Annotated in this window: 17 protein-coding genes and 1 tRNA gene; 11 read left to right on the top strand and 7 right to left on the bottom strand. The window is 74.5% G+C overall.

The genetic code is table 11. The annotated features are described in order from the left end of the window. Window positions 1-50: 50 nt before the first annotated feature. The 6 genes from H9623_RS14130 to H9623_RS14105 all read right to left on the bottom strand — a co-directional run bounded on the left by H9623_RS14130 (window position 51) and on the right by H9623_RS14105 (window position 9,675). Complete coding sequence (locus H9623_RS14130) at window positions 51-1,637, bottom strand: GTPase family protein (RefSeq protein WP_193720676.1); 1,587 nt, start codon at window positions 1,635-1,637, stop codon at window positions 51-53. Then, on the bottom strand, window positions 1,637-3,673 hold the full coding sequence (locus H9623_RS14125) for a dynamin family protein (RefSeq protein ID WP_193720675.1): 2,037 nt from the start codon (window positions 3,671-3,673) through the stop codon (window positions 1,637-1,639). Before H9623_RS14125 ends, H9623_RS14130 begins: the two co-directional genes overlap by 1 nt. Before the next feature lie 136 nt (window positions 3,674-3,809). Next, entirely contained in the window at window positions 3,810-5,492 is a 1,683-nt protein-coding gene (ettA, locus tag H9623_RS14120) for an energy-dependent translational throttle protein EttA (RefSeq protein WP_193720674.1), read from the bottom strand. 112 nt (window positions 5,493-5,604) lie between these two features. Beyond that, window positions 5,605-6,330 (bottom strand): single-stranded DNA-binding protein, encoded by a 726-nt coding sequence (locus tag H9623_RS14115; protein ID WP_193720673.1) that lies wholly within the window; start codon window positions 6,328-6,330, stop codon window positions 5,605-5,607. A gap of 43 nt (window positions 6,331-6,373) precedes the next feature. Next, window positions 6,374-7,960: a GTPase gene (locus tag H9623_RS14110; RefSeq protein ID WP_193720672.1), complete on the bottom strand. Its 1,587-nt coding sequence runs from the start codon at window positions 7,958-7,960 to the stop codon at window positions 6,374-6,376. Further along, complete coding sequence (locus H9623_RS14105) at window positions 7,957-9,675, bottom strand: GTPase (protein ID WP_193720671.1); 1,719 nt, start codon at window positions 9,673-9,675, stop codon at window positions 7,957-7,959. Before H9623_RS14105 ends, H9623_RS14110 begins: the two co-directional genes overlap by 4 nt. Window positions 9,676-9,917: 242 nt before the next feature. Here H9623_RS14105 and H9623_RS14100 point away from each other — a divergent pair. The 3 genes from H9623_RS14100 to H9623_RS14090 all read left to right on the top strand — a co-directional run bounded on the left by H9623_RS14100 (window position 9,918) and on the right by H9623_RS14090 (window position 11,635). Then, window positions 9,918-9,990, top strand: a tRNA-Arg gene (locus H9623_RS14100). A gap of 188 nt (window positions 9,991-10,178) precedes the next feature. Then, window positions 10,179-10,835, top strand: a complete 657-nt coding sequence (locus H9623_RS14095) for a flavin reductase family protein (protein ID WP_193720670.1) — start codon at window positions 10,179-10,181, stop codon at window positions 10,833-10,835. Window positions 10,836-10,879: 44 nt separating this feature from the next. Further along, window positions 10,880-11,635, top strand: a complete 756-nt coding sequence (locus H9623_RS14090) for an ABC transporter permease (RefSeq protein ID WP_193720669.1) — start codon at window positions 10,880-10,882, stop codon at window positions 11,633-11,635. 59 nt (window positions 11,636-11,694) lie between these two features. Here H9623_RS14090 and H9623_RS14085 read toward each other — a convergent pair whose 3' ends face one another. After that, complete coding sequence (locus H9623_RS14085; protein ID WP_193720668.1) at window positions 11,695-12,318, bottom strand: alpha/beta hydrolase; 624 nt, start codon at window positions 12,316-12,318, stop codon at window positions 11,695-11,697. Window positions 12,319-12,495: 177 nt separating this feature from the next. Between H9623_RS14085 and H9623_RS14080 the strand changes: the two genes are divergently transcribed. The 8 genes from H9623_RS14080 to H9623_RS14045 are packed head-to-tail and all read left to right on the top strand — an operon-like array spanning window position 12,496 to window position 23,089. Next, on the top strand, window positions 12,496-13,713 hold the full coding sequence (locus tag H9623_RS14080) for a toxic anion resistance protein (protein ID WP_030150916.1): 1,218 nt from the start codon (window positions 12,496-12,498) through the stop codon (window positions 13,711-13,713). A 10-nt stretch (window positions 13,714-13,723) separates the two neighbouring features. Beyond that, the gene (locus tag H9623_RS14075; protein ID WP_227748681.1) at window positions 13,724-14,281 is read left to right on the top strand and encodes a hypothetical protein; all 558 of its coding nucleotides are present in this window, start codon (window positions 13,724-13,726) and stop codon (window positions 14,279-14,281) included. Beyond that, window positions 14,278-15,930, top strand: coding sequence for an AAA family ATPase (locus H9623_RS19845; RefSeq protein ID WP_193720667.1), 1,653 nt, complete (start codon window positions 14,278-14,280; stop codon window positions 15,928-15,930). The genes H9623_RS14075 and H9623_RS19845 overlap by 4 nt, the downstream gene beginning before the upstream one ends. Further along, entirely contained in the window at window positions 15,927-17,294 is a 1,368-nt protein-coding gene (locus H9623_RS14065) for a hypothetical protein (protein WP_193720666.1), read from the top strand. Before H9623_RS19845 ends, H9623_RS14065 begins: the two co-directional genes overlap by 4 nt. After that, window positions 17,291-18,304, top strand: a complete 1,014-nt coding sequence (locus tag H9623_RS14060; RefSeq protein WP_321575451.1) for a glutamate ABC transporter substrate-binding protein — start codon at window positions 17,291-17,293, stop codon at window positions 18,302-18,304. Before H9623_RS14065 ends, H9623_RS14060 begins: the two co-directional genes overlap by 4 nt. Beyond that, window positions 18,301-19,506, top strand: a complete 1,206-nt coding sequence (locus H9623_RS14055; protein ID WP_321575450.1) for a hypothetical protein — start codon at window positions 18,301-18,303, stop codon at window positions 19,504-19,506. The genes H9623_RS14060 and H9623_RS14055 overlap by 4 nt, the downstream gene beginning before the upstream one ends. Further along, complete coding sequence (locus tag H9623_RS14050) at window positions 19,503-21,842, top strand: serine/threonine-protein kinase (protein WP_193720665.1); 2,340 nt, start codon at window positions 19,503-19,505, stop codon at window positions 21,840-21,842. Before H9623_RS14055 ends, H9623_RS14050 begins: the two co-directional genes overlap by 4 nt. Continuing rightward, window positions 21,839-23,089, top strand: coding sequence for a PP2C family protein-serine/threonine phosphatase (locus H9623_RS14045; protein ID WP_193720664.1), 1,251 nt, complete (start codon window positions 21,839-21,841; stop codon window positions 23,087-23,089). Before H9623_RS14050 ends, H9623_RS14045 begins: the two co-directional genes overlap by 4 nt. The last annotated feature ends 3 nt before the right edge of the window (window positions 23,090-23,092 follow it).

Below are 23,092 nucleotides of genomic sequence, written 5' to 3'. Positions count from 1 at the left end.
CTCCGCGACCGAGATCCGGCAGGGGGCACCCCGGTCACCTTACGCCCGCCTCACGTCCCCGCGACCTGGGCGGCCACCCGGCACGTCCCGAGCGCCGAGAGCTCCTCGCTCACGGGCAGCCAGACGCGTCTGCCCGCGACCTTCGCGACGGACTCCCGCAGCCTGCGCCGCGCGCGGGCCGCCCGCCGTCGGGCACCGAGGGCACCCGCGACGCGCGCGACGAGGGCCAGGAGCAGACCCACCACGACCCCGCCCACGACCAGGAGCGTCGGCCAGGGGAAACCTCGCCACGCGGGCGTCTCCGGGGCCGGGAGCTGGAGGTACGCGAGGACCGCCAGCACGCCCAGCCAGACGAGCCCCGCCACGACGACCGCGAGCACGACCCACTGGACGAAGCCCACGACCGCCCACCAGCGGGGACGTCGCGCAGCCTCGAGCTCGGTGCCCGCGACCGCCTGGTCGAGCGCGTCGGCGAGCCCCCCGGCGCTGTCCGTCACGCGTGACCGCGCGGCGAGCGCCCAGTCCTCGGGGATCCCCGCGGTCATGGTCGACACGTAGTCACGGACGGCGACGTGCGCGCGGGCCGCGACCGTGGGCGAGGTCTGCGGCAGGGACGTGCGCGCGAGGTCGGGACGGTCGGTGCCGCGCGCGAGCCCGAGCCGCCGCAGAGGGTCCGCCCGGAACCGGCCGATCCAGCGCGTGGGCGGCCAGCCCGTCGCGGCGCGAGCTCGGCGGGCGGCCGAGACGCGCACCGCGTCGACCACGGTCGTCACCCCGGCCGCTGCCTCGAGGGCGTCGACCAGCCTGCCCCGGGCCACGTCCTGCGACCGCTCGGACACCTTGTCGCCGCACGCGTCCACGATGCGCCGGGCGACCCCGCGCACGTCCGCGACCATGCGTGCGACCGCGGCCTCCCGGCGCGCCGCAGCCTGCTCCAGGAGCGTGTCGAGCTCGTCGATCCCCTGCCCCGTGGTCGCGGACACGCCCAGCACGCGCGCGGCGGCGAGCCCGTCCTCGGCCACGAGCCTGCGCAGGTCCGCGAGGCACGCGGCCGCCTCCTCGGGCGTGAGCCGGTCGATCTGGTTGAGGACGACCACGACGACGTCGCCGTGGTCCGCGAGCGGGCGCAGGTAGCGCTCGTGCAGGGCCGCGTCCGCGTACTTCTGCGGGTCGACGACCCACACCAGCAGGTCGACGCGCTCGACCAGGCGCTCGGCGATCGCGCGGTGCTCGGTCACGACCGAGTCGTGGTCGGGCAGGTCGAGCAGCACGAGCCCGTCGGTGGCGACGCCCGCACGGCCCGGCGCGTGGTGTCGTTCGCCCACCTCGAGCCAGCCCAGGAGCGGGTCCGCCCCCGGGCCCCACACGACCGCCAGGGGGCGCGACGTCGTCGGGCGGGTGACGCCCGGGCGGGCGAGCGGGGCGCGCGCGACCGCGTTGAACAGGGACGACTTGCCCGACCCGGTCGACCCGGCGAGCGCCACGACCGTGTGCTCGGCCGACAGCGCGCTGCGCTCCGCCGTGCGCGCGAGGACGGTGCGCGCGTCGGCGAGCAGGTCGTCGGGGAGACGGTTGGTGCCGGCGGCGACCGCGGTCTCGAGGGCCGCGACGCGGGCGGAGAGGTCGAGGCGGGCCATCAGCGCTCGCCCTCGGCCGGTCCGGCGGCGTCCTGGCGCGGGCCGAACAGCCGGCGCCAGAAGCCCGGGCGCCCGTCCGGGGCCGTCGCGTCCCGGGTCTCGTCCTGGGGGGTGGACGCACGCGCACCGCGCAGCGCCCCCTCCTGCCCGACGACGTCGCCCACCTCGCGCGCGCCGCCCGCCGGCACGGGGCGCGCCCTCTGCTCGCGCCGGGCCGCCATGCGCACCTCGTGCGCCGCGGCCCGCAGCGCGGCGCCCGTGGCGTCGCCCGTGCCGAGCGCGTCGAGCTGCGACGTGAAGCGCCGGGCCTCGCCGTCGAGGACCGTCGCGACACGGTCGCCGAGCCGGTCCTGCGCGGTGCGGGCCAGGCGACGCACCGCGTCGTCCCCGAACACGGCCTCGAGAAGCTTCTGCGCGAGCACCGCCGTGCCGCCCGCGATGCCGATCTCCGCCCCGGTGACGCCGCCCGTCGAGGCGAACACCAGGATCATGAGCGCCACGCCCAACCCGTTGAGGCCGAAGGACAGCGCGCGGGCCGTCCCGCGCCGGGCCGCTGCCTGCTCGCCCACCAGGGCCAGGACGTCCGCCTGCCAGCCCCGGATCTCCTGCGCGACGCGGGGGCGCAACGATCCGGAGGCGCGCGACAGGTCCAGCCCGTCGAGCAGCGCTGCCCCGGCCGGGTCGACGCGCCACGCCCGATAGGTCCGTTCGGCGGCCTCCTCCGCGGCGTCGAGGACCACGGCCTCGAGCCCGTGCGTGATCGCCTCCTCGACCTGCGGGACGTTGCGCCCCCGGCCCCGGAAGAAGCCGCTGATCGCGTCCCGGACCGAGCCCACCTTCTGCTCGACCGCGCGGAAGACCTCGCCCGTCCCGACGAAGTCCTGCCACCGGGCGAGGACCTCACCGCGCAGCATCGCACCGTCGCTCGTCGCGGACGCGACCGTGCGGCGGGCGTCGTCGTAGGCCTCGACGACCACGGACCGCAGGTGCGCGTCGGCCTCGTGCTGCGCGTCGACCGCGGCGGCGAGCACGTCCGCACGGCGCACCAGGTCGTCGACCACGCCGTCACGCGTCGCGTCGATCACGGCGGTGCGAGCGCCCGCGTCCCCGCCGAGCGCGGACAGCCACCGCGAGACCTCGGCCACCGCGCTCTCGGGCAGCAGACCGTCCGTGAGGGGGGCCTCGGGCACCAGGAAGATCGGCGCGTCGCCCAGGCCGTTCTCGGTGGCCAGGCGCCGGAGGTCCGCACCGACGGCCTCCGCGCCGGGGTCGACGCGGTCGAGCACCAGGGCGACCTGGGCCCGGCGGGACGCGGCCTCGTCGAGCAGGTCCCACGGCACCGCGTCGGCGTAGCGCGCGGCCGTGGTCACGAAGAGCCACAGGTCGGCCGCCCCCAGGAGCTGGGCCGCGAGCTCGCGGTTCTCGACCACGACCGAGTCCACGTCCGGAGCGTCGAGGAGCGCGAGCCCCTGCGGCAGGACCTCGGACGCGACCAGCCGCACCGACCGGTGCGACCCGTCCGCGGTGCCGTGGTCCGCGGTCCCCGAGACCCGCGCGAGGCCCGGCAGGATGCGGTCCGTGCTGAACCAGCGGACGTCGAGCGGGTGGTGCACGAGCACGGGCGAGCGCGTCGTGGGCCGCAGGACGCCGGGCACCGTGACCTTCTCCCCCAGGAGCGAGTTCACGAGCGTCGACTTGCCCGCCCCCGTCGAGCCCCCCACCACGACGAGCAGCGGGGCGCTGCGCGACCTCAGGCGTGGCAGCAGGTAGTCGTCGAGCTGGTCGACCGCGAGGGCGAGCGTCCGACGGTCCTCCTCGACGCCGGGGGTCACCAGCGGGAGGCGTTGCGCCGTGAGCTCGCCCCGCAGGACGTCGAGCGCCGCGACGAGCTCGTCGGTGCCCTGCGACGCGGAGGTGGTGGCCCGCTCCACGACGGGGTCCTCGTCCGCGGCGTGGCGGCCGACGGCGACCTCCTCGGTGCCAGGGGGCGGTGCGTCACCGGTGGTCCGGCCGAGGTCGTCGCTCGGGTGGGTCATGGGGTTCAGTCTGCCGGACCGGACGCCGTCACGACCGGTGGGGGCTCCCGGCACGCCGAAGGGCCCCGGCGACGTGCGCCGGGGCCCTTCGGTCCGTCGTGCCGACCACCCGCGCGGGCGGTCCGTCGGCGTCGGGTCAGTCGCGCGTCAGCTTGCGGTACGTGACGCGGTGCGGGCGCGCCGCGTCGGCGCCGAGGCGTGCGACCTTGTTCTCCTCGTACGACGCGAAGTTGCCCTCGAACCAGTACCAGTTCGCCGGGTCCTCCTCGGTGCCCTCGTACGCCAGGATGTGCGTCGCCACCCGGTCGAGGAACCACCGGTCGTGCGAGACCACGACGGCGCAGCCCGGGAACTCGAGCAGAGCGTTCTCGAGCGAGCCGAGGGTCTCGACGTCGAGGTCGTTGGTGGGCTCGTCGAGCAGCAGGAGGTTTCCGCCCTGCTTGAGGGTCAGCGCGAGGTTCAGGCGGTTGCGCTCACCACCCGAGAGCACGCCGGCGGGCTTCTGCTGGTCCGGCCCCTTGAAGCCGAACGCCGCGACGTACGCACGCGACGGCATCTCGACGTTGCCGACCTTGATGAAGTCCAGCCCGTCCGAGACGACCTCGAACAGCGTCTTCTTGGGGTCGATCCCGCCGCGCGACTGGTCGACGTAGGAGATCGACACCGTCTCGCCGACCTTCAGCTCGCCACCGTCGAGGGGCTCGAGGCCCACGATGGTCTTGAAGAGGGTCGTCTTGCCGACGCCGTTGGGGCCGATCACGCCGACGATGCCGTTGCGCGGCAGCGTGAAGCTCAGCCCGTCGATGAGCTGACGGCCGTCGAAGCCCTTCTGCAGGTTCTGGGCCTCGAGCACGACCGAGCCCAGGCGCGGGCCCGGCGGGATCTGGATCTCCTCGAAGTCCAGCTTCCTGGTGCGGTCGGCCTCGGCAGCCATCTCCTCGTAGCGCGCCAGACGCGCCTTCGACTTGGTCTGGCGGCCCTTCGCGTTGGAGCGGACCCACTCGAGCTCGTCCTTCAGACGCTTCGCGAGCTTCTGGTCCTTCTTGCCCTGGATCGCCAGGCGCTCCTGCTTCTTCTCCAGGTACGTGGAGTAGTTGCCCTCGTACGGGTACAGGCGGCCGCGGTCGACCTCGCAGATCCACTCCGCGACGTGGTCGAGGAAGTACCGGTCGTGGGTCACGGCCAGGATCGCGCCGGGGTACGACGCGAGGTGCTGCTCGAGCCACAGGACGGACTCGGCGTCGAGGTGGTTCGTGGGCTCGTCGAGGAGCAGGAGGTCCGGCTTCTCGAGGAGGAGCTTGCACAGCGCGACGCGGCGACGCTCACCACCCGACAGGACCGACACGTCGGCGTCCGGCGGCGGGCAGCGCAGCGCGTCCATGGCCTGCTCGAGCTGCGAGTCGAGGTCCCACGCGTCGGCCGCGTCGATGGCCTCCTGGAGGGTGCCCATCTCCTCGAGCAGCGCGTCGAAGTCCGCGTCCGGCTCGGCCATGAGCGCCGAGATCTCGTTGAAGCGGTCGAGCTTGCCCTTGATCTCGGCGACGCCCTCCTCGACGTTGCCGAGGACCGTCTTCTCCTCGTTCAGCGGCGGCTCCTGGAGCAGGATGCCGACCGAGTAGCCCGGCGACAGCCGGGCCTCGCCGTTCGAGGGCTGCTCGAGGCCGGCCATGATCTTCAGGATCGTGGACTTACCGGCACCGTTGGGGCCGACCACACCGATCTTGGCCCCGGGCAGGAAGTTCAGGGTGACGTCGTCGAGGATGACCTTGTCACCGTGCGCCTTGCGCGCCTTGTACATGGAGTAGATGAACTCAGCCACTGGCTCTGTTCCACCGTTCGATCGCTCGCGGGATGCTGTGCGCCCGCCCCGGGACCGGGGGTGCCCCCGGTGGGGCGGGCGTCTTCGACCCCCCAGCCTACGCGGTCGGACCTCAGCGCGTCGCCAGGAGACCGCCCGTCAGGACGTCGTCGCGGTCGGCGTCGGTCCCGTCCGTGAGCCCCTCGTCGACGGGGCCCTCCGCCCCGGTCTCCCGGTCGCCCTCGTCCTCCTCGCCGGGGCGGGACCCGGCCCCCGTCCCGGGGACGCGGTTCGCGAGCGAGTCGTCGACCAGCCCGTGCTCGGCGTCGTCGTCCTCGGGGAACGGCTCCCCCAGCCGCCCCAGGTCCCACACGCTCCCGTCACCGGGTCCCGCGGCGAGGCCACCCGCCTGGGCACCGGCTCCCGCCTCCCCCGCGCCCTGCCCGGGCGCGCCCGAGGTCGGGGCGGACGTGCCGGCGTCGGGCGTCCCTGCGCGGTGCACCGTGTGCGAGAACTGCGCGCGGCCCCGCGTCAGGTCCGGTCCGAGCGCGCTCGCCTCGATCACGAGGTTGGTGCGCGGCCCCTCGGGACTGGTCCACTCGTCGACCGCGAGGCGGCCCGTGACGACGACCGCGTCCCCCTTGCGCAGCGACGCCGCGACGTTCTGCGCCATGGCGCGCCACGCCTTGACCGTGAACCAGATGGTCCGGCCGTCGACCCACTCGCCGCGCGAGCGGTCGAGGTAGCGCGTGGTGCTCGCGATGCGGAAGCTCGTGAAGTCGTTGCCGGTCGGCGACGTGAAGAGCTTGGGGGTCGTGCCCATGAAGCCTGCCAGCGTCACCGTGACGTCGTTGCCCATCGTTCCTCCTGGGTGCGGGGCCGGCCTGGTGCCGACCTCGCCCTCAGGCTGACGGTTCGCGCGTCGCGGCGTCCTCGGTCGAGGGCGCGTCTGTGGACAGACCGCTCAGGTCCTTGGCTGTGGGCAACGTCAGGGGCCCGGTGAGCGGCGACGCCTTGCCCGTGTCGCGCGCCGACTGCGCGAGCTCTCGCACCCTGCGGTGCTCGTCGAGCAGCGTCTGCGTCGGCTTGCCCATGGTCTCCTGGACCACGCGCTCGACGGCGCCACGCCCCGACGCGAGCACGGTCGCCTCCCGACGGCGCGCCAGGGTCCGCCGGATCTGGATGCCCGCGAGGAAGAACCCCAGGGCGACCAGGACCGCGACCCCCGCCACGATCGCGAACGTCGCCACGATCGCCCGGTCCAGGTCGAGGACGCCCAGCGAGCTCAGGATCGCGAGCGCCCCCGTGACCACGGCGACGCCGATCGCCACGAGCGCGGTGGTGCGCGTCGCACGCGCCGACGACGGCCCGCGCGTGTCGAGCGAGACCTTCGACAGAGCACGCTGCGTGTCCTCGACGAGCCGGTCCGCGGGGGCGACGGCCTCGTCGAGCGCGCGCTTCCAGCCCGGACGCAGGGCCTTGCCCGCCCGGGCGAGCCAGCGGCTGCGCGACAGCGCGACCGCGTCCGCCTGCGGCGGGGCGAACTCCGGGCGGCCGTACCCGTTGCGCACCGCTGCCGCGACCTGCCCCGCCACGGCCGAGAGGCCCGTGGCCTCGCCGATCGCGACGACCTCCTCCTCGACCGCGGTGCTCATGGTCCACGGCACCTCGCCCGGCGTCTCCTCGAGCAGCAGCGCCCCCGCCCGGTCGAGCTCGCCCGCGACGCGGCTCGCGGCCACGCTCCGGCGCGCCACGGCCTGCTCCAGGAGCTCGCGCACCTGGCCCAGGCCCTCGCCCGTGCGGGCCGAGACCATGGTCACGTACACGCCCGAGAGCCCGTCCTCCTCCAGGAGACGGCCCATGTCGGCGACCAGGTTGCCGCGCTGCGTCGTCGGGACGGTGTCGATCTGGTTGAGCGCCACGACCATCGACGCCTCGAGGCCCACCGACTTCTGCAGGTAGCCCGAGTGCAGCGCGTCGTCCGCGTACTTCTGCGGGTCCACGACCCACACGAGCAGGTCCACGAGCGGCAGGACGCGGTTCACGACCTCCTGGTGCGCGGGCTCGATCGAGTCGTGGTCCGGCAGGTCGAGCAGCACCAGGCCCTCGAGGCCCTGCTCCGCGTCGCCGTCGAGCTCGCTGCCGCGCGCGATCCGGCGCTCGGGGTCGACCTCGAGCCAGTCCAGCAGCGCCGTCGCGCGGTCGCTCCACGAGCACGCCGTGATGCGGGCCGTCGTCGGGCGCTTGGCTCCCACGTCCGCGAAGTTGAGCCGGGAGATGCGGTTGAACAGGCTCGACTTGCCCGAGCCCGTCCCGCCCGCGAGCGCCACGACCGTGTGGTCGACCCCGAGCGCGAGGCGCTCGCGCACGCCCTCGATCGCGGTGCGGATGCGGGCCGCGACCTCCGGGTCGAGGCGGTCGCCCGCGAGGTCGAGAGCCTTGGCGAGGTCGTCGGTGCGGGACCGGAGCTGGGTGTCGTGGGACGTCATGAGAGCCTCCTGAGCTCGGCGAGGCGTAGGCGCAGCCCGACGGCGGCATCCGGTGCGAGGGCGGGGACGTCGAGGCGTTCGTGCAGGTCGACGGCCTCGCGGTCCACCATGGCGGCGGCACGGTCGGCGAGGTCGGACCGGAGGGTCGTGACCGACGCGTCCCCCGCGTCGCCCAGCAGGTTCTGCACCAGGCGCGCGGCGTCGTCGGACCCGGCGGCGGCCGTGAGGAGCAGCGCCGCGACGCCCGTGGGTCCGAACGCCTTGACGGCGGCCTCCGCCCGGCGGGTCTCGGCGGTCTCCTGCGGTGCGATGCCGGGCTCGTCGACGCCACGCAGGGCCTCGACGGCGCGGTCGGCGACCGCGACCCACTCGTGGACCTGCTCCGCGGCGGCCTTCTCCCGGGCGGCCTCGCGGTCGGGGTCGCCGTGCTCGGGCGCGAACGCCGGGCCGCCCGGAGGGGCCGTGGGGCCGGACAGCGCGGCCCGCAGGGCGTCGTCCGCCGTGGCCCCGGCGGCCACGAGCGTGCGGGTCGCCGCGGCCCGCACCTCGTCGAGGAGCGGTTCGAGCGCGACCTCGCGCGAGCGCCCCCGGCGCTTGGTGGAGCGCGCCAGGCCGTGCCGGATCTTGACGCGGTCGATCTTCTCGGCGCCCGCGAGCTGCGCCCAGCGCGAGGCGACGGACCCCTCGGCCACGACGCCCGAGGCGACGGACGCGCGGGCCGTGGCCTCGGCGTCGGGCAGTGCGCGGTCGATCGTCTCGCGCAGGACCTCCGCGGCCTCGACCTGCTCCTGCACCGCGTCCGCGATGCCCGTGACCCACGCCGGCAGGGCTGCGAGCGACCCCTTGAGCGTGCGCACGATCACGGCGCGCGACCGGTCCGGGCCCGCGAGCATGGTCAACCAACGCGCGATGGGCGCGACCGTCGCGCGGTCGAGCATGCCCTCGTGCGGCCCGACGTCGGGGATCACGAACAGCGGGACGCCCGCCATGCCGTGCTCGCGCAGTCGCGCCAGGAGGTCGCCGCGGATCGTCGTCAGGTTGTGCTGCGGCACGCGGTTGAGGACCATCGCGACGCTCGCGCCCCGCTCCATGGCCTGCCCCAGCGCGACCCAGGGCAGCGCGTCGCCGTAGCGGGCCGCCGTGGTCACGAAGAGCCACAGGTCCGCTGCCTCGAGCAGCTGCGCGGCGGTCGACCGGTTCTCCGCGAGGAGCGAGTCCAGGTCCGGGGCGTCGAGCAGCGCGGTGCCGCGCGGGACGCCGTCGTGCTCGACGACGCGCGACATGGCCGTGGTGGGGCTGTGCACCAGGACGTCCACGTCGAGCGGGTTGTAGGCGAACACGGGCTCACGCGTCGTGGGGCGCAGCACGCCCGCCGTGGAGACCTCCTCGCCCAGCAGCGAGTTGTACAGCGTCGACTTGCCCGCGCCCGTCGACCCCGCGATCACCACGACCGCGGGCGAGGACAGCTCCTTGAGCCGGGGCAGGAGGTGCTCGTCGAGCTGGTTCAGGAGGCGCTTGCGGGCCTCCTCGACGTCGGATGCACCCGCCAGGTCCAGCGGGAGGCGGACGTCGGCGACGTCTCGTCGCAGGTCTCGGCCCACGTCGTAGACCGTCGTCCCGATCTCCTCGGGGGCGTTGCCAGGCGTGCTGCCGGGCGCCCGGCCCGAGGCGGAGAAGGCCCGCGGGGCGCGGTCGGAAGCGTGTCGGGTCGTCACCCGTTCATCTTCTGTGGTTCACCGGGCGATGCCAAACGCGCGCGCCGGTGAGCGGGTGACGGACTCTCCGCGAGCGGGTGAGTTGGCCGGCGGGGGGCGTGCCGGGGGCTCCGGGTGGCGTGCGACACGTGGCGTCGGCCCCACGACGGCACGGCCCGACGGCGGCGCCCGCCCCGCGCGACACGTCCGCCTCGCGCGCGTGCGCGCAGGTCACGGCCGCATCCCACTACGATGGTCCCCGCGCCCCGATAGCTCAATGGATAGAGCAACGGCCTTCTAATCCGTAGGTTGCAGGTTCGAGTCCTGCTCGGGGCACCTCGGCTGAGCTTCTCCCCGCGATGCCCTGCGGCGGCTCGTCCTCGCGCGCGTCGTCGGTGGCGTGGCCCGACGGGCGCAGCGCTGGACTCCCCCGCACGACCCGCTCGCCTGACTCCCGACCTCACGTCCGGGTGGGCCGCTGCGTCTTCAGGTCGTACCGGCCCACCCGTCGCGGAGGTTTCCCCATGCTGGCCGTCGAGAGCACCGAGCACGTCACGATCGACCCGTCGATCCTCTACTTCGGGACCCCGGTTGTGCTCGTCAGCACGACCGGCGCCGACGGACGGCCCAACCTCGCCCCGTTGTCGTCGATCTTCTGGTTGGGCCACACCGCGGTGATCGGGGTGGGGGCCAGGTCGCAGACGGCGATCAACCTCCGCGCGACGGGCGGGGCCGTGCTCAACCTCCCGTCGGTCGATCAGGTCTCGGCGGTCGACCGGATCGCGCTCACGACCGGCCGCGACCCGGTCTCGGCACGCAAGGCGTCCGTGGGGTACCGGTACGAGCCCGACAAGTTCGGGCGCGCGGGCCTGACCCCCGTCGCGTCGGACACGGTGTCGGCGCCCAGGGCGGGCGAGTGCCCTGTTCAGCTCGAGGGTCACGTGGTGGACGTCCACCCTCTGCGCGAGGACGACCCGCTCGCGGCGGGCAGCATCCTCGCGGTCGAGATCGCGGTCAGCCGTGTCCACGTCCACGAGTCGATCCGCCTCGCGGGCTCGGCCCACCGGATCGACCCCGACCGGTGGCGGCCGCTCATCATGAGCTTCCAGCAGTTCTACGGGCTGGGCGACCGGGTGCTGCCGTCGAGGCTCTCGACGATCGACGAGGAGTGGTACCGCTGACCGGCCCGCCCCGGCACCCGCCACGTCTCTGACACGATCTCCCCATGTCCCTCCCCGACCTCCTGCGGCTCGCCGTCGCAGTCCTGGCCCTGCTCGCCCTCGCGTGCGGGGTCATGGCGTGGACGGGACGTCGCACGATCCCCGACGCCCTCGTCGCGGTCCTGCGTGCCGCGGTGCAGCTCGCCCTGGTGGCCCTGGTCATCGGGTGGATCTTCGCGCACCCGGTCGCGGTCGGCCCGTACCTCGCGGTCATGCTGCTCGCGGCGGCGGTCACGTCCGCGCGACGCATCGGCGGCGGCTGGGCCGTCCTGCCGTCGTTGCTCGTCTCGATCGGGTCGGGGGCGGCGATCGTCCTCGGAGTGGTGCTCGCGGCGGGGGCGCTGGCCCCGACCGGACAGGAGGTCCTGCCCTTCACGGCGCAGGTCATCGGCGGCGCCATGACGGCCGCCTCGCTCGCGGGCCTGCGCATGCGCGACGACGTCGCGCACCGCTGGGGCGAGGTCGAGGCCATGCTGGCGCTGGGCTTCTCACGGCGCGAGTCGGTCGCGGACCTCGGCCGGCGGGCCGCGGCCCGTGCGCTCGTCCCGACGCTCGACCAGACACGGGCAGCGGGCCTGGTCACCCTGCCGGGGGCCTTCGTCGGGCTGCTGCTCGCGGGCGCCCCGCCCTGGCGGGCCGCGCAGGTCCAGCTCCTGGTGCTCGTGGGCCTGCTGGCCGCCCAGGCGGTCTCCGCCGTCGGGACCGCGGTGCTGACGGCCCCTCTGTGGGCGGCCGCCCGGCCCATGGTGACGGCCCGGTGAGGGGCACCGCGCCGGTGGTCGGCCGAGCGTGGACCGCGGCGTCCGGGCGGAAGGAGGCGTCAGCCCGCGAGCACCTCGTCGAGGAACCCCGACGCGTCGGCGAGCTCCTCGGCGCTGATCGTGTGCGGCAGCCCCGCGTACTCGACGTCGGTCACGACGGTGAACCGCGGGAGCCAGTCCGAGGTCCGCGCGGTCGCGTCGGGCGAGATGACCTGGTCCGCGTCCCCGTGACCGAAGAACACGGGCAGCCGCCGCTCGGCGAGCGCCGCGTCTCCCGGGAGCGGGCCGTCGAGCACGAAGCCCGAGAGCACGACGGCCGCCGCGAAGCGCTCGGGCGCGGTGCGCAGGAGCTGGGTGGCCATCAGACCTCCCTGCGAGAAGCCCACGGGCACGACGACCGTCCCGGAGGTCACGTTCGCGTCGAGCCACGTGAGCACCGCGTCGGTCGACTCCGTGACGGGTGCCGGGTCGGGGCGCCCCGGCACGCCCAGCGGGAACCACGAGAACCCGCCGTTGCCCGCGTCGAGGGGCGCGCGCAGCGACGCCCAGTCCCAGACCGGGTGAAGATGACCGGCGATCGCGGGCAGGTCGTGCTCGTGCGAGCCGAAGCCGTGGAGCAGCAGCAACAGGGGGCGGCCCGCCTGGTTGCTGCCGCGGACGTGGACCGTGATCGGGGTGCTCATGCCGAGAATCCTCACATGGGGAGTTCTCTCCTCTCCCAGGCCGTGAAAGAGTAAAGAACCGGCCACCCGTCGCGGATATACTCCCCGGACCGGCCGGTCGACCGGCTTGCCCGGTTCGCCGGGTTCCAGGGGTGGGTCTCGCACCGGCCCCGGTCCAAGACGAGCGAAGGATCATCGATGACCGAGGCAGCACCGCTCCAGCCCCCCGCCGCGACCGAGCACCTGGTGCTCTCGGCTCCCGAGCCCGTCAAGCCCGTCGCGACCACGCAGGCTCCCGCGATGGCGCCCCGCGTCGACGAGGCCGCGATCCCGGGCCTCGACCAGAAGGTCACGTCCTACCTCGACGCGCTCATGGCGTCCGACGCCCGCTCCCCCGAGTTCGCCGCCAAGGCCAACGACGTGCGCACCATGGGCGACCAGGACATCCGCACCGCGGCAGACTCCTCGAACCGCCTGCTGGCCACGCCCGTGCGCGCCCTCAAGGAGGGCGGGCTGTCGGAGGGGTCCAAGGTCGGCAGCACGCTCCTCGAGCTGCGCCGTACGGTCGAGAACCTCGACCCGTCCGAGGCGAGCGTGGGACGCAAGCTGCTCGGCATCATCCCGTTCGGGGACAAGCTCACGGACTACTTCCGCCGCTACGAGTCGGCCCAGGGCCACCTCAACGCGATCATCCGCGCGCTGTACGACGGGCAGGACGAGCTCCGCAAGGACAACGCCGCGCTCAACCTCGAGAAGCAGCACCTGTGGGACACCATGGCGCGCCTCAACCAGTACATCTACGTCGCCGAGCGCCTCGACGCGCAGCTCTCCGCGAAGACGGCAGAGCTCGACGCGACCGACCCGGAGAAGGCCAAGGCGCTGCGCGAGGACGTCCTGTTCTACGTGCGCCAGAAGCACCAGGACCTCCTGACGCAGCTCGCGGTGTCGATCCAGGGCTACCTCGCGATCGACATCGTCATCAAGAACAACGTCGAGCTCATCAAGGGCGTCGACCGCGCGACCACCACGACCGTCTCCGCGCTGCGCACGGCCGTCATCGTGGCGCAGGCCCTCGCGAACCAGAAGCTCGTCCTGGACCAGATCACGGCGCTCAACACGACGACGTCGAACATGATCGCCTCGACCTCCAAGATGCTCGCGGACCAGTCGGCGACCATCCAGTCGCAGGCCGCGAGCGCCACGGTCGGTCTCCCCCAGCTCCAGGCCGCGTTCCAGAACATCTACGCGACCATGGACTCGATCTCGACGTTCAAGGTCCAGGCGCTCGACTCGATGGCGCAGACCATCGGTGTCCTGGAGACGGAGACGACCAAGGCCCGCGAGTACCTGGACCGCGTGGCCCAGGGCGACCAGTCGGGCGCGGCCTCGGGCTCGCTCGACCTCGGGAAGGTCTGAGCCGCACACCATGGGCTGGTTCCGAGACCTGTTCGGCGGCGGGCGCGGGCGCCCGCCGGAGACCCCCGTGCTGCCGCCGGCGCCGACGAGCGCGGACATCCTGGCCTCGGTCGACGCCGTGCAGGCGCAGATCGAGGGCCGGGTCCCGCCCGCGGTCACGGCCCGGGTCAACCGCATCGCGAAGACCGTGGACGACATGGCTCCCCGCCTGGACCGCCTGGGCGGTGGCAGCGCGCAGGCGCACACCGTCGTCGCGACGGCCACGAGCTACCTGCCGGAGGCGGTGGGCGGCTACCTGCGCCTGCCGCGCGACTTCGCGGACACGCGCGCGGTCAACCGTGGCAAGACGTCGCTCATGATCCTGTGCGACCAGCTCGACCTGCTGGGCGTGACGCTCGACAAGATCTCCGACGCGGTCTCGCGCGCGGACGCCGCCGCGCTCGTCGCGCACGGGCAGTTCCTCGCGGAGAAGTTCCAGTCGTCCTCGATCGCGCTGTCCCCGGACGCGGGGGTGGGTACGGCCCAGCCCCAGGCGCCGGGCACCCCGGGCGGGTTGGAACGGCCGTGAGCGCCGCGCGCCAGGGGGCGCTCGCCCGCAGCATCGAAGCTCTCGTGACGGTGGGCCGTGGCGCGTCGCTCGTGCCCGACGACGTCGCGCACGAGGGAGAGCGGCTCGCCGCCGCGGTGGCCGAGTCGTCCACGGGCGCGGCCCCGGCATGGCTCGAGGCCGTGGGTCGCGACCCCGGCGACTACACGGCGTTCTTCGATGCCGCGCAACGCGGTCGGCGGTGGCGCTCGGCCCCGACGGACCAGCTCACGGCCCTCGTGGTCGGCGGCTCGGAGCACGCGGCCGCGTACGCGGAGGCGCTCGCCGCCGTGGTCGACGCGGCCGCCGCGCTGGGCTCCCCGGGGCTGTCGGTGGCGGCGACGGCGGCGAGCACCACGGCCGTGCAGCGTGCGGCCGCCCAGCCGCACACCGCACCGCACGGCGCGCCCACCCGCTTCCCCGCTCCTGCGTTCGACCCCACGCTCCCGAGCGGCACCAACCCGTTCGACCTCGGTGCGCTCCTCGGTGCGGGCGGCACGCGGCCCCCCGCGCAGGACGTCGTCCCGACGGTCGACGCGATCCTCGACGCGCTGGGCGCGCGCGGCCCGGGCGCCCCCGCCCCGGGCGCCCCGACCCCCGGGACGGACGCGGCGCCGTCGGGCTCGCCGGGTGCGGGTGCCGGGCAGACGGCGACCGTCGGCGACGTCTCCGCCACCGACGAGGACGCCGAGCCTCCCCGCTCGCTCGAGGAGCTGCTCGCCGAGCTCGACGCGCTGATCGGGCTCGACCGGGTCAAGCACGAGATCCGCCAGCAGACCGAGCTCCTGCGCATCGAGAAGCTGCGCACTGCCGCGGGCCTGACGACGCCCACGCTCACGCGCCACCTCGTGTTCCTGGGCAACCCCGGCACGGGCAAGACGACGGTCGCCCGGCTGGTCGCCGGGATCTACCGCGCGCTCGGGCTCCTGAGCACGGGGCACCTGGTCGAGGTCGACCGCTCCGAGCTCGTCGCGGGCTACCTGGGCCAGACGGCCGTCAAGACCTCGGAGGTCGTGGCGACCGCGATCGGCGGCGTGCTGTTCATCGACGAGGCGTACGGCCTCGCGGAGGACCAGTACGGCGCCGAGGCCATCAACACGCTCGTCAAGGACATGGAGGACCACCGCGACGACCTGGTGGTGATCGTCGCCGGGTACCCCGGCCCCATGGCCGGCTTCATCGCGACCAACCCCGGCCTCGAGTCCCGCTTCTCGACGACCATCACGTTCGACGACTACTCGGACGCCGAGCTTCGCGGGATCTTCGAGCGCATGGCCTCCTCCTCGGACTTCGAGGCGCTCCCGGAGACCCTCGACCGGTTCGAGCAGATGGTCTCGGCCGTGCCGCGCACCGAGGGGTTCGGCAACGGCCGCCACGCGCGCAACGTCCTGGACGCGGCCATCGCCCGGCACGCGTGGCGCCTCAAGGACACCCCGGAGCCCACGCTCGACGAGCTGCGCCGCCTCCAGCCCGAGGACCTGCTGCCGCAGGACGCGTCCGGGGGTGCCGCGAGCATCCTGGCTCCCTCCGACGACGCCGACGACGCCGACGCCACCGACAAGAGCCCGGCCGTCGACGCGACCGAACCGACCGACAACCCGACCGTCTCCCCTCAGGAGGAGCCCGCATGAGCCAGACCCTGACGCCGCCGCCCGGGTCCGCCCCGGCGACCGGTCGGGCCGTCCAGCCCGCGACCGCCGGGCAACCGGCGGCGCAGGCGGGGGCGCCCGCCCCCACGCAGGCCCAGGAGCGGGCCGCGCGCCGCGCGGGGGTGCGCAGCGCGCTGCGACGCTCGCCCGGCAGGCTGCGGATCGCGCTCGCGCTGTGCGTGCTCGCGTCGGTGGTCTTCGGTGCGCTCGGCTTCCAGGCCGCGCGCGTCCAGGAGGCCGCGCTCGACGACGCCCGCGCGGACACGAGCCAGCTCGTCGGCATCCAGGACGTCCGCAACGCCCTGGTGGTCGCGGACGCCTCGGCGACCAACGCGTTCCTCGTGGGCGGGCTCGAGCCCGCGGACCAGCGCGAGCGCTACGACGATGCGATCGCGGACGCCTCGGTCCGCCTCGCCGAGCTCGCGGGCTCCAACAGCGCGGACGCGAGCGAGCTGGGTGCGGTCGCGTCCCAGGTCGCGGTCTACACGGGCCTGATCGAGCAGGCGCGCGCGAACAACCGGCAGGGGTTCCCGGTGGGGTCTGCCTACCTGGACCAGGCCTCGACGCTGCTGCGCGACGAGATCCTGCCGACGCTCACCACGCTCGTGGACGACAACGCCGACCGTGTCGCGGCAGACCTGTCGATGGTTCGCAACGCGCTGTGGATCCTCGCGGCGGGCGTGCTGTGCCTCGCGCTGCTGATCGGCACGCAGGTGTGGCTCGCCCGGCGCACGCACCGCGTGCTCAACGTGGGGCTGCTCACGGCCAGCGTGGTCGTGCTGGTCGTCGGGGTCGTGGGGGCGGTCCTGCTGAGCCAGACCAACGGCGCCGCCGCCGCGGTCCGGGACGGGCCCTACGCGGCGACGCTCGCGGCCTCGACCGCGTACTCCGAGGCCAACGACGCCAAGGCCATGGAGAGCTTCACGCTCATCAAGCGGGGCTCGGGCCAGTCGTACGAGGAGTCGTTCGTCGAGCTCACGGCCGACGCCGCCCAGCGCCTCGACGAGGCCGGCGACGCGGGGGTTCTCGACGGGACGGCCGCGGGGCACCTGGACGACTGGGTCACGCAGCACCAGGCGATCCGTGCGCTCGACGACGAGGGCGACTGGGACGGGGCGGTCGCGCTCGCGACGAGCTCGGCCGAGGGCAGCCCGAACGCCGCGTTCGCCGCGTTCTCCCAGGCCGTCACGAACGACATCACCGACAACATCGAGGCCACGCAGGCCGACCTGTCCTCGGCGGGCACCCGCTCCGCCCTCGCGGGCTGGCTCCTGCTGGCCGCGGGCCTCGTCGCCGCGGTCCTCGCGTGGCGCGGTCTGAACGTCCGACTGGAGGAGTACCGGTGACCACGACCTCACGCAGCAGCGGGCGCGTGCGCGCCCTGGTGGCGCTGGCCTTCACGGGCGCCCTCGTCCTGACCGGCTGCACCGCGCCCGACGGCGGGTCGTCCGCGGGTGCGCCCGTGGCCTCGGTCGTCAGTGCGGCGGGCGGCTCCGCGACCGTGAACGGCACGGCGGGCAGCTCGGTCTCCGCGGCCGCGGCGTGCGAGAACCCGGTCGCGTCGTACGCACCCGACGGCCCGCTCCCCGCGCCGGGAGCGTTGCCCGCGGGGAGCACCATGGCCGCGATCCGCGACCGCGGCTCCCTGATCGTGGGCGTCTCCGCGGACACCCTCCAGCTCGGTGCCCGCAACCCCCTGACGGGTCAGATCGAGGGCTTCGACATCGACGTCCTGCACGAGGTGTCGAACGCGATCTTCGGTGACCCGGACCGCCTGCAGTTCCGGGTCATCACGTCGGGTCAGCGCCTCGAGGTGCTGGAGCAGGGCACGGTCGACGTCGTGGCCCGTGCGTTCACGATCAACTGCGAGCGCTGGGAGACCATCGCGTTCTCGTCCGAGTACTACCACGCGGGCCAGAAGGTCCTGGTGACGCGCGACTCCGAGGCTGCGGGCATCGCGGACCTCGCGGGGCAGCGGGTCTGCGCCCCGGACGGCACCACGACGCTCGAACGGCTCCAGGAGTACCCCGACATCGAGGCCGTGCCCGCGACGACCCACACGGGCTGCCTCGCGCTGTTCCAGCAGGGCAAGGTCGACGCGATCACGGGAGACGACACGATCCTCGCGGGCTTCGCGGCGCAGGACCCGTACGCCAAGGTCGTCGGGCAGGCGATCTCCGACGAGCCGTACGGGCTGGGGGTGCCCGCCGCGAACGTCGACATGGTGAAGTTCGTCAACGGTGTCCTGGAGCAGATGCGCACCGACGGGACGTGGACCGCGATGTACGACGAGTGGCTCGGCGTCCTCGGCCCGGCTCCCGCCCCGCCGGCCGCCGTGTACGGCCGTACGCCGTGACCCCAGCCTCGTCGCCCTCCCCTGCCGCGGGCAGGCAGCCCGTGGTGCCGCGCACGCAGCAGGCCCCGAGCGCGCCCGGACGCCTGGGCGAGGCGATCCCCGCGGCGGAGCTGTACGAGTACCTCTCGCGGCTCGAGGAGTGGCTGCGGGCGCGGCGCACCGAGCTCGACCGCCTCGACGCCGCCGCCCTGGCCGCCGCGTCCCCCGAGACGTACACCGCGGACATGCTGCTCGCCCTGACGCTCTGGCAGGCGGCCCGTACGCGCGCCGACGAGATGGGCGTGGTGTGGGACTCGGGACGGGCCGACGCGGTCGCGCGCGAGAAGATCTCGCAGCTCGTGTGGGGGCGCCTCAGCTCGCCCGACGGGTCCTCGCTCGTGTCCCTGGTCGAGGCGACGCGGCTGTGCGACGCGATCGTGGCCGCGCTGCGCACGCGCCTGTCGTTCGACCCGAACGCGGCCGACGAGGTCGCCCGGTTCCGTGGTCTGCGCGCCGAGCTGGCCCGGTGCGACGACCTCGCGGGCTCCGACACCGAGGCCCGCGGCCGGGTCTCGACGCTCCGCACGCGCTGGACGCGCCTGCGCGACAAGGCGTCGCAAGGCGCCGACGTCACGGGACCGCTGACCGAGCTCGAGGCCGAGGTCGCCCGCACCGAGCGCGACCTCATCGTGGGCGCGTCCGAGCGGCGCGAGCTGGCCCGCGACCGCCAGCAGGCCGTCGAGCGCTACGCCGCGCTCGAGGCCCGCGAGCCCTCGCTGCGCGAGCTCGCCGCGCGGTGCCGGCGAGAGATCGCCGCTCCCCCGCGCCTCGCGGTGCCAGACGTGTCGCGCCTCGGCGAGGTCCCCGCGGACCGGGCCGGGCTCGACGGGTTCCTGACGCGCCTCGCGACGGTCGCGCGCGCGTTCGACACGGTCGAGTCCGCGTACACCGCGCCGCTGCGCGAGCGTGCCGAGCTCCGGTACCGGCTGGACGCCTACCGCGTGAAGGCCGACGCCAACGGCCGCAGCGCGTCTCCCACGGTCCGCTCGGGCCTGGCCGAGGCCCGCGCGGCGGGCGAGGCCGTGCCCTGCGACGTCGTCCTGCTGCGCTTCCTCGTCGAGCAGTACCAGTTCCTGTCCCGTGACCTGCCCGCACACCTCTCGTCGCCCGGATCGTCACCCGCACCGCCGCCCGCACCGGGCCAGGAAGGATCGTCCCGATGACCACGACCGCTCAGGAGCCCTGCTCCCAGCCGGGCTGCACCGGCTTCATCGAGGACGGCTACTGCAACGTCTGCGGCTCGCCCGCGGCGCCGTCGGGTCCGAGCGCTGCTCCCGCAGCGGCCGGGACGTCCGCGACGAACGCCGCCGCCTCGCCGTCGGCCCTGCTCGGCACGGGCATCGCGCAGGCCGCGCCGAACTACGCGGCCGGCACCGGCCCCGAGGGCGAGGCGGTCTCGACGCGCACCGGGCGCACGAGCTCGACACAGCTCGCGAGCGCCGCCCTCGGCTCGGCCCGCTCGGCCGTGACGGGCACCAGGTCGACCCGGCGGGTCGGGACGTCCTCGACGCGCCTGCGCGGCCACCGCCTGGGCGCGGGCCTGACGACCGTGCCCAGCGCCCCGGTCCGCGACCCGCTCCAGGCCATCATGGCCGTGCCCGAGCTCGCCGAGTCCAAGCGCTTCTGCCCCACGTGCGGTGCCAAGGTCGGCCGCTCGCGCGACGGCGTCCCGGGCCGCACGTCGGGGTTCTGCCCCCAGTGCCGGACTGCGTTCTCGTTCGATCCCCAGCTCTCGCCCGGGGACGTGGTGGGCGGCCAGTACGAGGTCGTGGGCTGCCTCGCGCACGGCGGCCTGGGCTGGATCTACCTGGCCCGCGACCAGAACGTCTCGGGCCGGTGGGTCGTCCTCAAGGGCCTGCTCAACTCGGGGGACCCCGACGCGTTCGCGGCCGCGATCTCCGAGCGTCAGTTCCTGGCCGAGGTCGAGCACCCGCTGATCGTCGAGATCTACAACTTCGTGATGCACGACGGCGCGGGCTACACCGTCATGGAGTACGTGGGCGGCAAGTCGCTCAAGGAGCTCCTCAAGGACCGCCGCGACGCGAACGACGGAGTGGTGGACCCGCTGCCCGTGGACCAGGCGCTCGCGTTCGTCCTGGAGATCCTCCCGGCGTTCGCCTACCTGCACGACCTGGGCCTGATCTTCTGCGACTTCAAGCCCGACAACATGATCCAGCAGGGCGACGGCGTCAAGCTCATCGACCTGGGGGGCGTGCGGCGCCTGGACGACATGACGTCCGCGATCTTCGGCACGGTCGGCTACCAGGCACCCGAGGTCGCCGAGATCGGGACCTCGGTCGCGTCCGACATCTACACGATCGGGCGCACGCTGGCCACGCTCGTCCTGGACTTCCGCGGCAACCAGACGACGTACGTCGCATCGCTGCCGCCCGTGTCGGAGACCCCCGTCTTCCAGCAGTACGACTCGTTCTACCGCCTGCTCGCCAAGGCGTGCGCGCTCGACCCGTCCGACAGGTTCGCGACGGTCGACGAGATGCGGGCCCAGCTCATCGGTGTGCTGCGCGAGGTCGTCGCGACCGACCGCGGCCCCGGCAGCGGTGCGCTGCACTCGGCGGCGTCGGTCCTGTTCGAGGCCCCCGTGTCCGACGACGCCGACCACCCCCTGACGTGGGACGCCCTGCCGACGCTCAAGATCGACGAGTCCGACCCCATGGCGAGCTGGCTCGCGGGCGTCAACATCGCCGACCCGGCCGCACGCATGGCTGCCCTCGCGGCCGCGCCCGAGGCCACGGTCGAGGTGCGGCTCGCGTACGCCAAGGCCGCGATCGAGCACCGCCGGTTCGCGGAGGTCGACAAGACCATCGTCGAGATCCTCGCCGACGACCCGTGGGAGTGGCGTGCCGCGTGGATCGGCGGACTCGCCGAGCTCGCGCGCGGCGAGGCCGCGGACGCCCGCGCCTCGTTCAACGCGGTCTACGGGCAGGTGCCCGGCGAGCTCGCACCCAAGCTGGCGCTCGCGGTCGCGTGCGAGGTCAGCGGCGAGCCGGACATCGCCGAGTCGCTGTACGTGATCTGCGCCCGGTCGGACGCCAACTACACGGCGCCCGCCGCGTTCGGGCTGGCCCGCATCCGGCAGGCGCGCGGAGACCTCGACGGGGCGCTGCACGCCCTGGACCTGGTCACCCCGACCCGCAGCTCCTACACCGACGCCCGCATGCGCCGCGCCCGGCTGCTCGCCGGTTCCGACCGCGGGCTCACGGCCCTGGCCGAGGCCCTGGCGAGCGTCGAGTCGGTCGCGATCCCGCAGCGCGACCGGGTCGCGCTCTCGATCGACGTGCTGCGCTCCGCGCTCGAGGAGGTCACGGTCAAGAAGCAGGTCGGGACCGCGCGGCTCGGCGGGGTCGAGCCCAAGGAACCGCCGCTGCGTGACGCCCTCGAGGGCGCGTACCGCGAGATGGCGTCGCTCACCGAGGACCGGGTCGCGAAGATCGACCTGGTCGACCAGGCGAACGCCGTGCGCCGCTGGACCACGACGTGAGCGCGCAGGAGAGCGCGTCCGGCCTGCTCGCGCCGTGCGCCACGTGCGGCGAGGTGCCCGCGCCCGGGGCGAGGTTCTGCGAGAACTGCGGCTCCGCCGTCGGGCCGGGGGCTGAAGCGGGCGACGGGCCGCCCATCCTGGCGCGCCCGCCTGTGCCCGCGCTGCCGCCCCTGACCCTGCCGCCGCCCCCGCCGGACCTCAAGCCCACGGATCCGGACTCCGGCGCCGTGCCGCCGCCTCCCCCGCCTCCCCCGGCGGCCCGGCGCCCCTGCACGAGCTGTGGCGGGGCCGTCGCGGACGACGGGTACTGCGAGCAGTGCGGCGAGAAGGCCCAGGTCGAGCGCGACCACTGGGCCGAGCGACCCGCGCCGTGGGTCGCGGGGGTGTGCGACCGCGGCATCCGCCACGCGCGCAACGAGGACGCGATGGCGCTCGCCGCGTCGGGCGACCCGGTCACCGCCGGGCGCTTCGCGGCGCTCGTCGTGTGCGACGGGGTCTCGGCCGCGCCGGACTCGGACGTCGCGAGCCTCGCCGCCGCGCGTGCGGCCCGGGACGTGCTCGCGTCCGGCGGGCCCGACGGCGCCACCCCCGTCACGGGGGACGTCACCGAGCGCATCCAGGCCTGGCAGACCCTCATGGTCACGGCGTCGACGACCGCGAACGACGCCGTCCTGGTCGCGGTGGGCGACAAGGCCGAGCGGGCCGAGCCGCCGTCGTGCACGTTCGTCGCGGCCGTCGTCGACGGCCCGCTGATCGTCGCCGGGTGGGTGGGCGACTCGCGCGCCTACTGGATCCCCGACGCCGGCACGGCGCGCCAGCTCAGCGTCGACGACTCGTGGGCCCACGAGCTCATGGCCATGGGCACCCCGCGGCACGTGGCCGAGAACGCGCCCCAGGCGCACGCGATCACGCGCTGGCTCGGGCCGGACTCGACCGACCCCGCGGCCCGCTGCGCCCCGACGGTCCCGGACACGTCGGGCTGGCTGCTCGTCTGCTCGGACGGGCTGTGGAACTACTGTTCCGCGGCCGACGACCTGGCGCACCTCGTGCGCTCGACCGAGGCCACGACGGGGCGCGAGCCCCAGGCGCTGGCGACCGAGCTCGTGCGCTGGGCCAACGCCCAGGGCGGCCGCGACAACATCACGGCGACCCTCGCCCGGTTCGAGGCGCTCCCCGCCGCGACCACCTCCGATAACCTGCACACAGACGCTGTCACGGGCGCCGAGCCCGCGACGCGCGCCCTCTGATCC

It is taken from the genome of Oerskovia douganii, assembly GCF_015142735.1.
Classification (GTDB): domain Bacteria; phylum Actinomycetota; class Actinomycetes; order Actinomycetales; family Cellulomonadaceae; genus Oerskovia; species Oerskovia douganii.
The sequence above is the reverse complement of the archived record's forward strand: the minus strand, read 5'-3'. Positions and strand labels throughout refer to the sequence as shown.

What these genes read in the sequence shown, in the direction of transcription:
- H9623_RS14090 (WP_193720669.1), top strand. Translation starts at nt 10,880, where the DNA reads ATGTCCCTCCCCGACCTCCTGCGGCTCGCCGTCGCAGTCCTGGCCCTG.
- H9623_RS14095 (WP_193720670.1), top strand. Translation starts at nt 10,179, where the DNA reads ATGCTGGCCGTCGAGAGCACCGAGCACGTCACGATCGACCCGTCGATC.
- H9623_RS14130 (WP_193720676.1), bottom strand. Translation starts at nt 1,637, where the DNA reads ATGGCCCGCCTCGACCTCTCCGCCCGCGTCGCGGCCCTCGAGACCGCG.
- H9623_RS14115 (WP_193720673.1), bottom strand. Translation starts at nt 6,330, where the DNA reads ATGGGCAACGACGTCACGGTGACGCTGGCAGGCTTCATGGGCACGACC.
- H9623_RS14110 (WP_193720672.1), bottom strand. Translation starts at nt 7,960, where the DNA reads ATGACGTCCCACGACACCCAGCTCCGGTCCCGCACCGACGACCTCGCC.
- H9623_RS14125 (WP_193720675.1), bottom strand. Translation starts at nt 3,673, where the DNA reads ATGACCCACCCGAGCGACGACCTCGGCCGGACCACCGGTGACGCACCG.
- H9623_RS14050 (WP_193720665.1), top strand. Translation starts at nt 19,503, where the DNA reads ATGACCACGACCGCTCAGGAGCCCTGCTCCCAGCCGGGCTGCACCGGC.
- H9623_RS14065 (WP_193720666.1), top strand. Translation starts at nt 15,927, where the DNA reads ATGAGCCAGACCCTGACGCCGCCGCCCGGGTCCGCCCCGGCGACCGGT.
- H9623_RS14085 (WP_193720668.1), bottom strand. Translation starts at nt 12,318, where the DNA reads ATGAGCACCCCGATCACGGTCCACGTCCGCGGCAGCAACCAGGCGGGC.
- H9623_RS14075 (WP_227748681.1), top strand. Translation starts at nt 13,724, where the DNA reads ATGGGCTGGTTCCGAGACCTGTTCGGCGGCGGGCGCGGGCGCCCGCCG.
- H9623_RS14080 (WP_030150916.1), top strand. Translation starts at nt 12,496, where the DNA reads ATGACCGAGGCAGCACCGCTCCAGCCCCCCGCCGCGACCGAGCACCTG.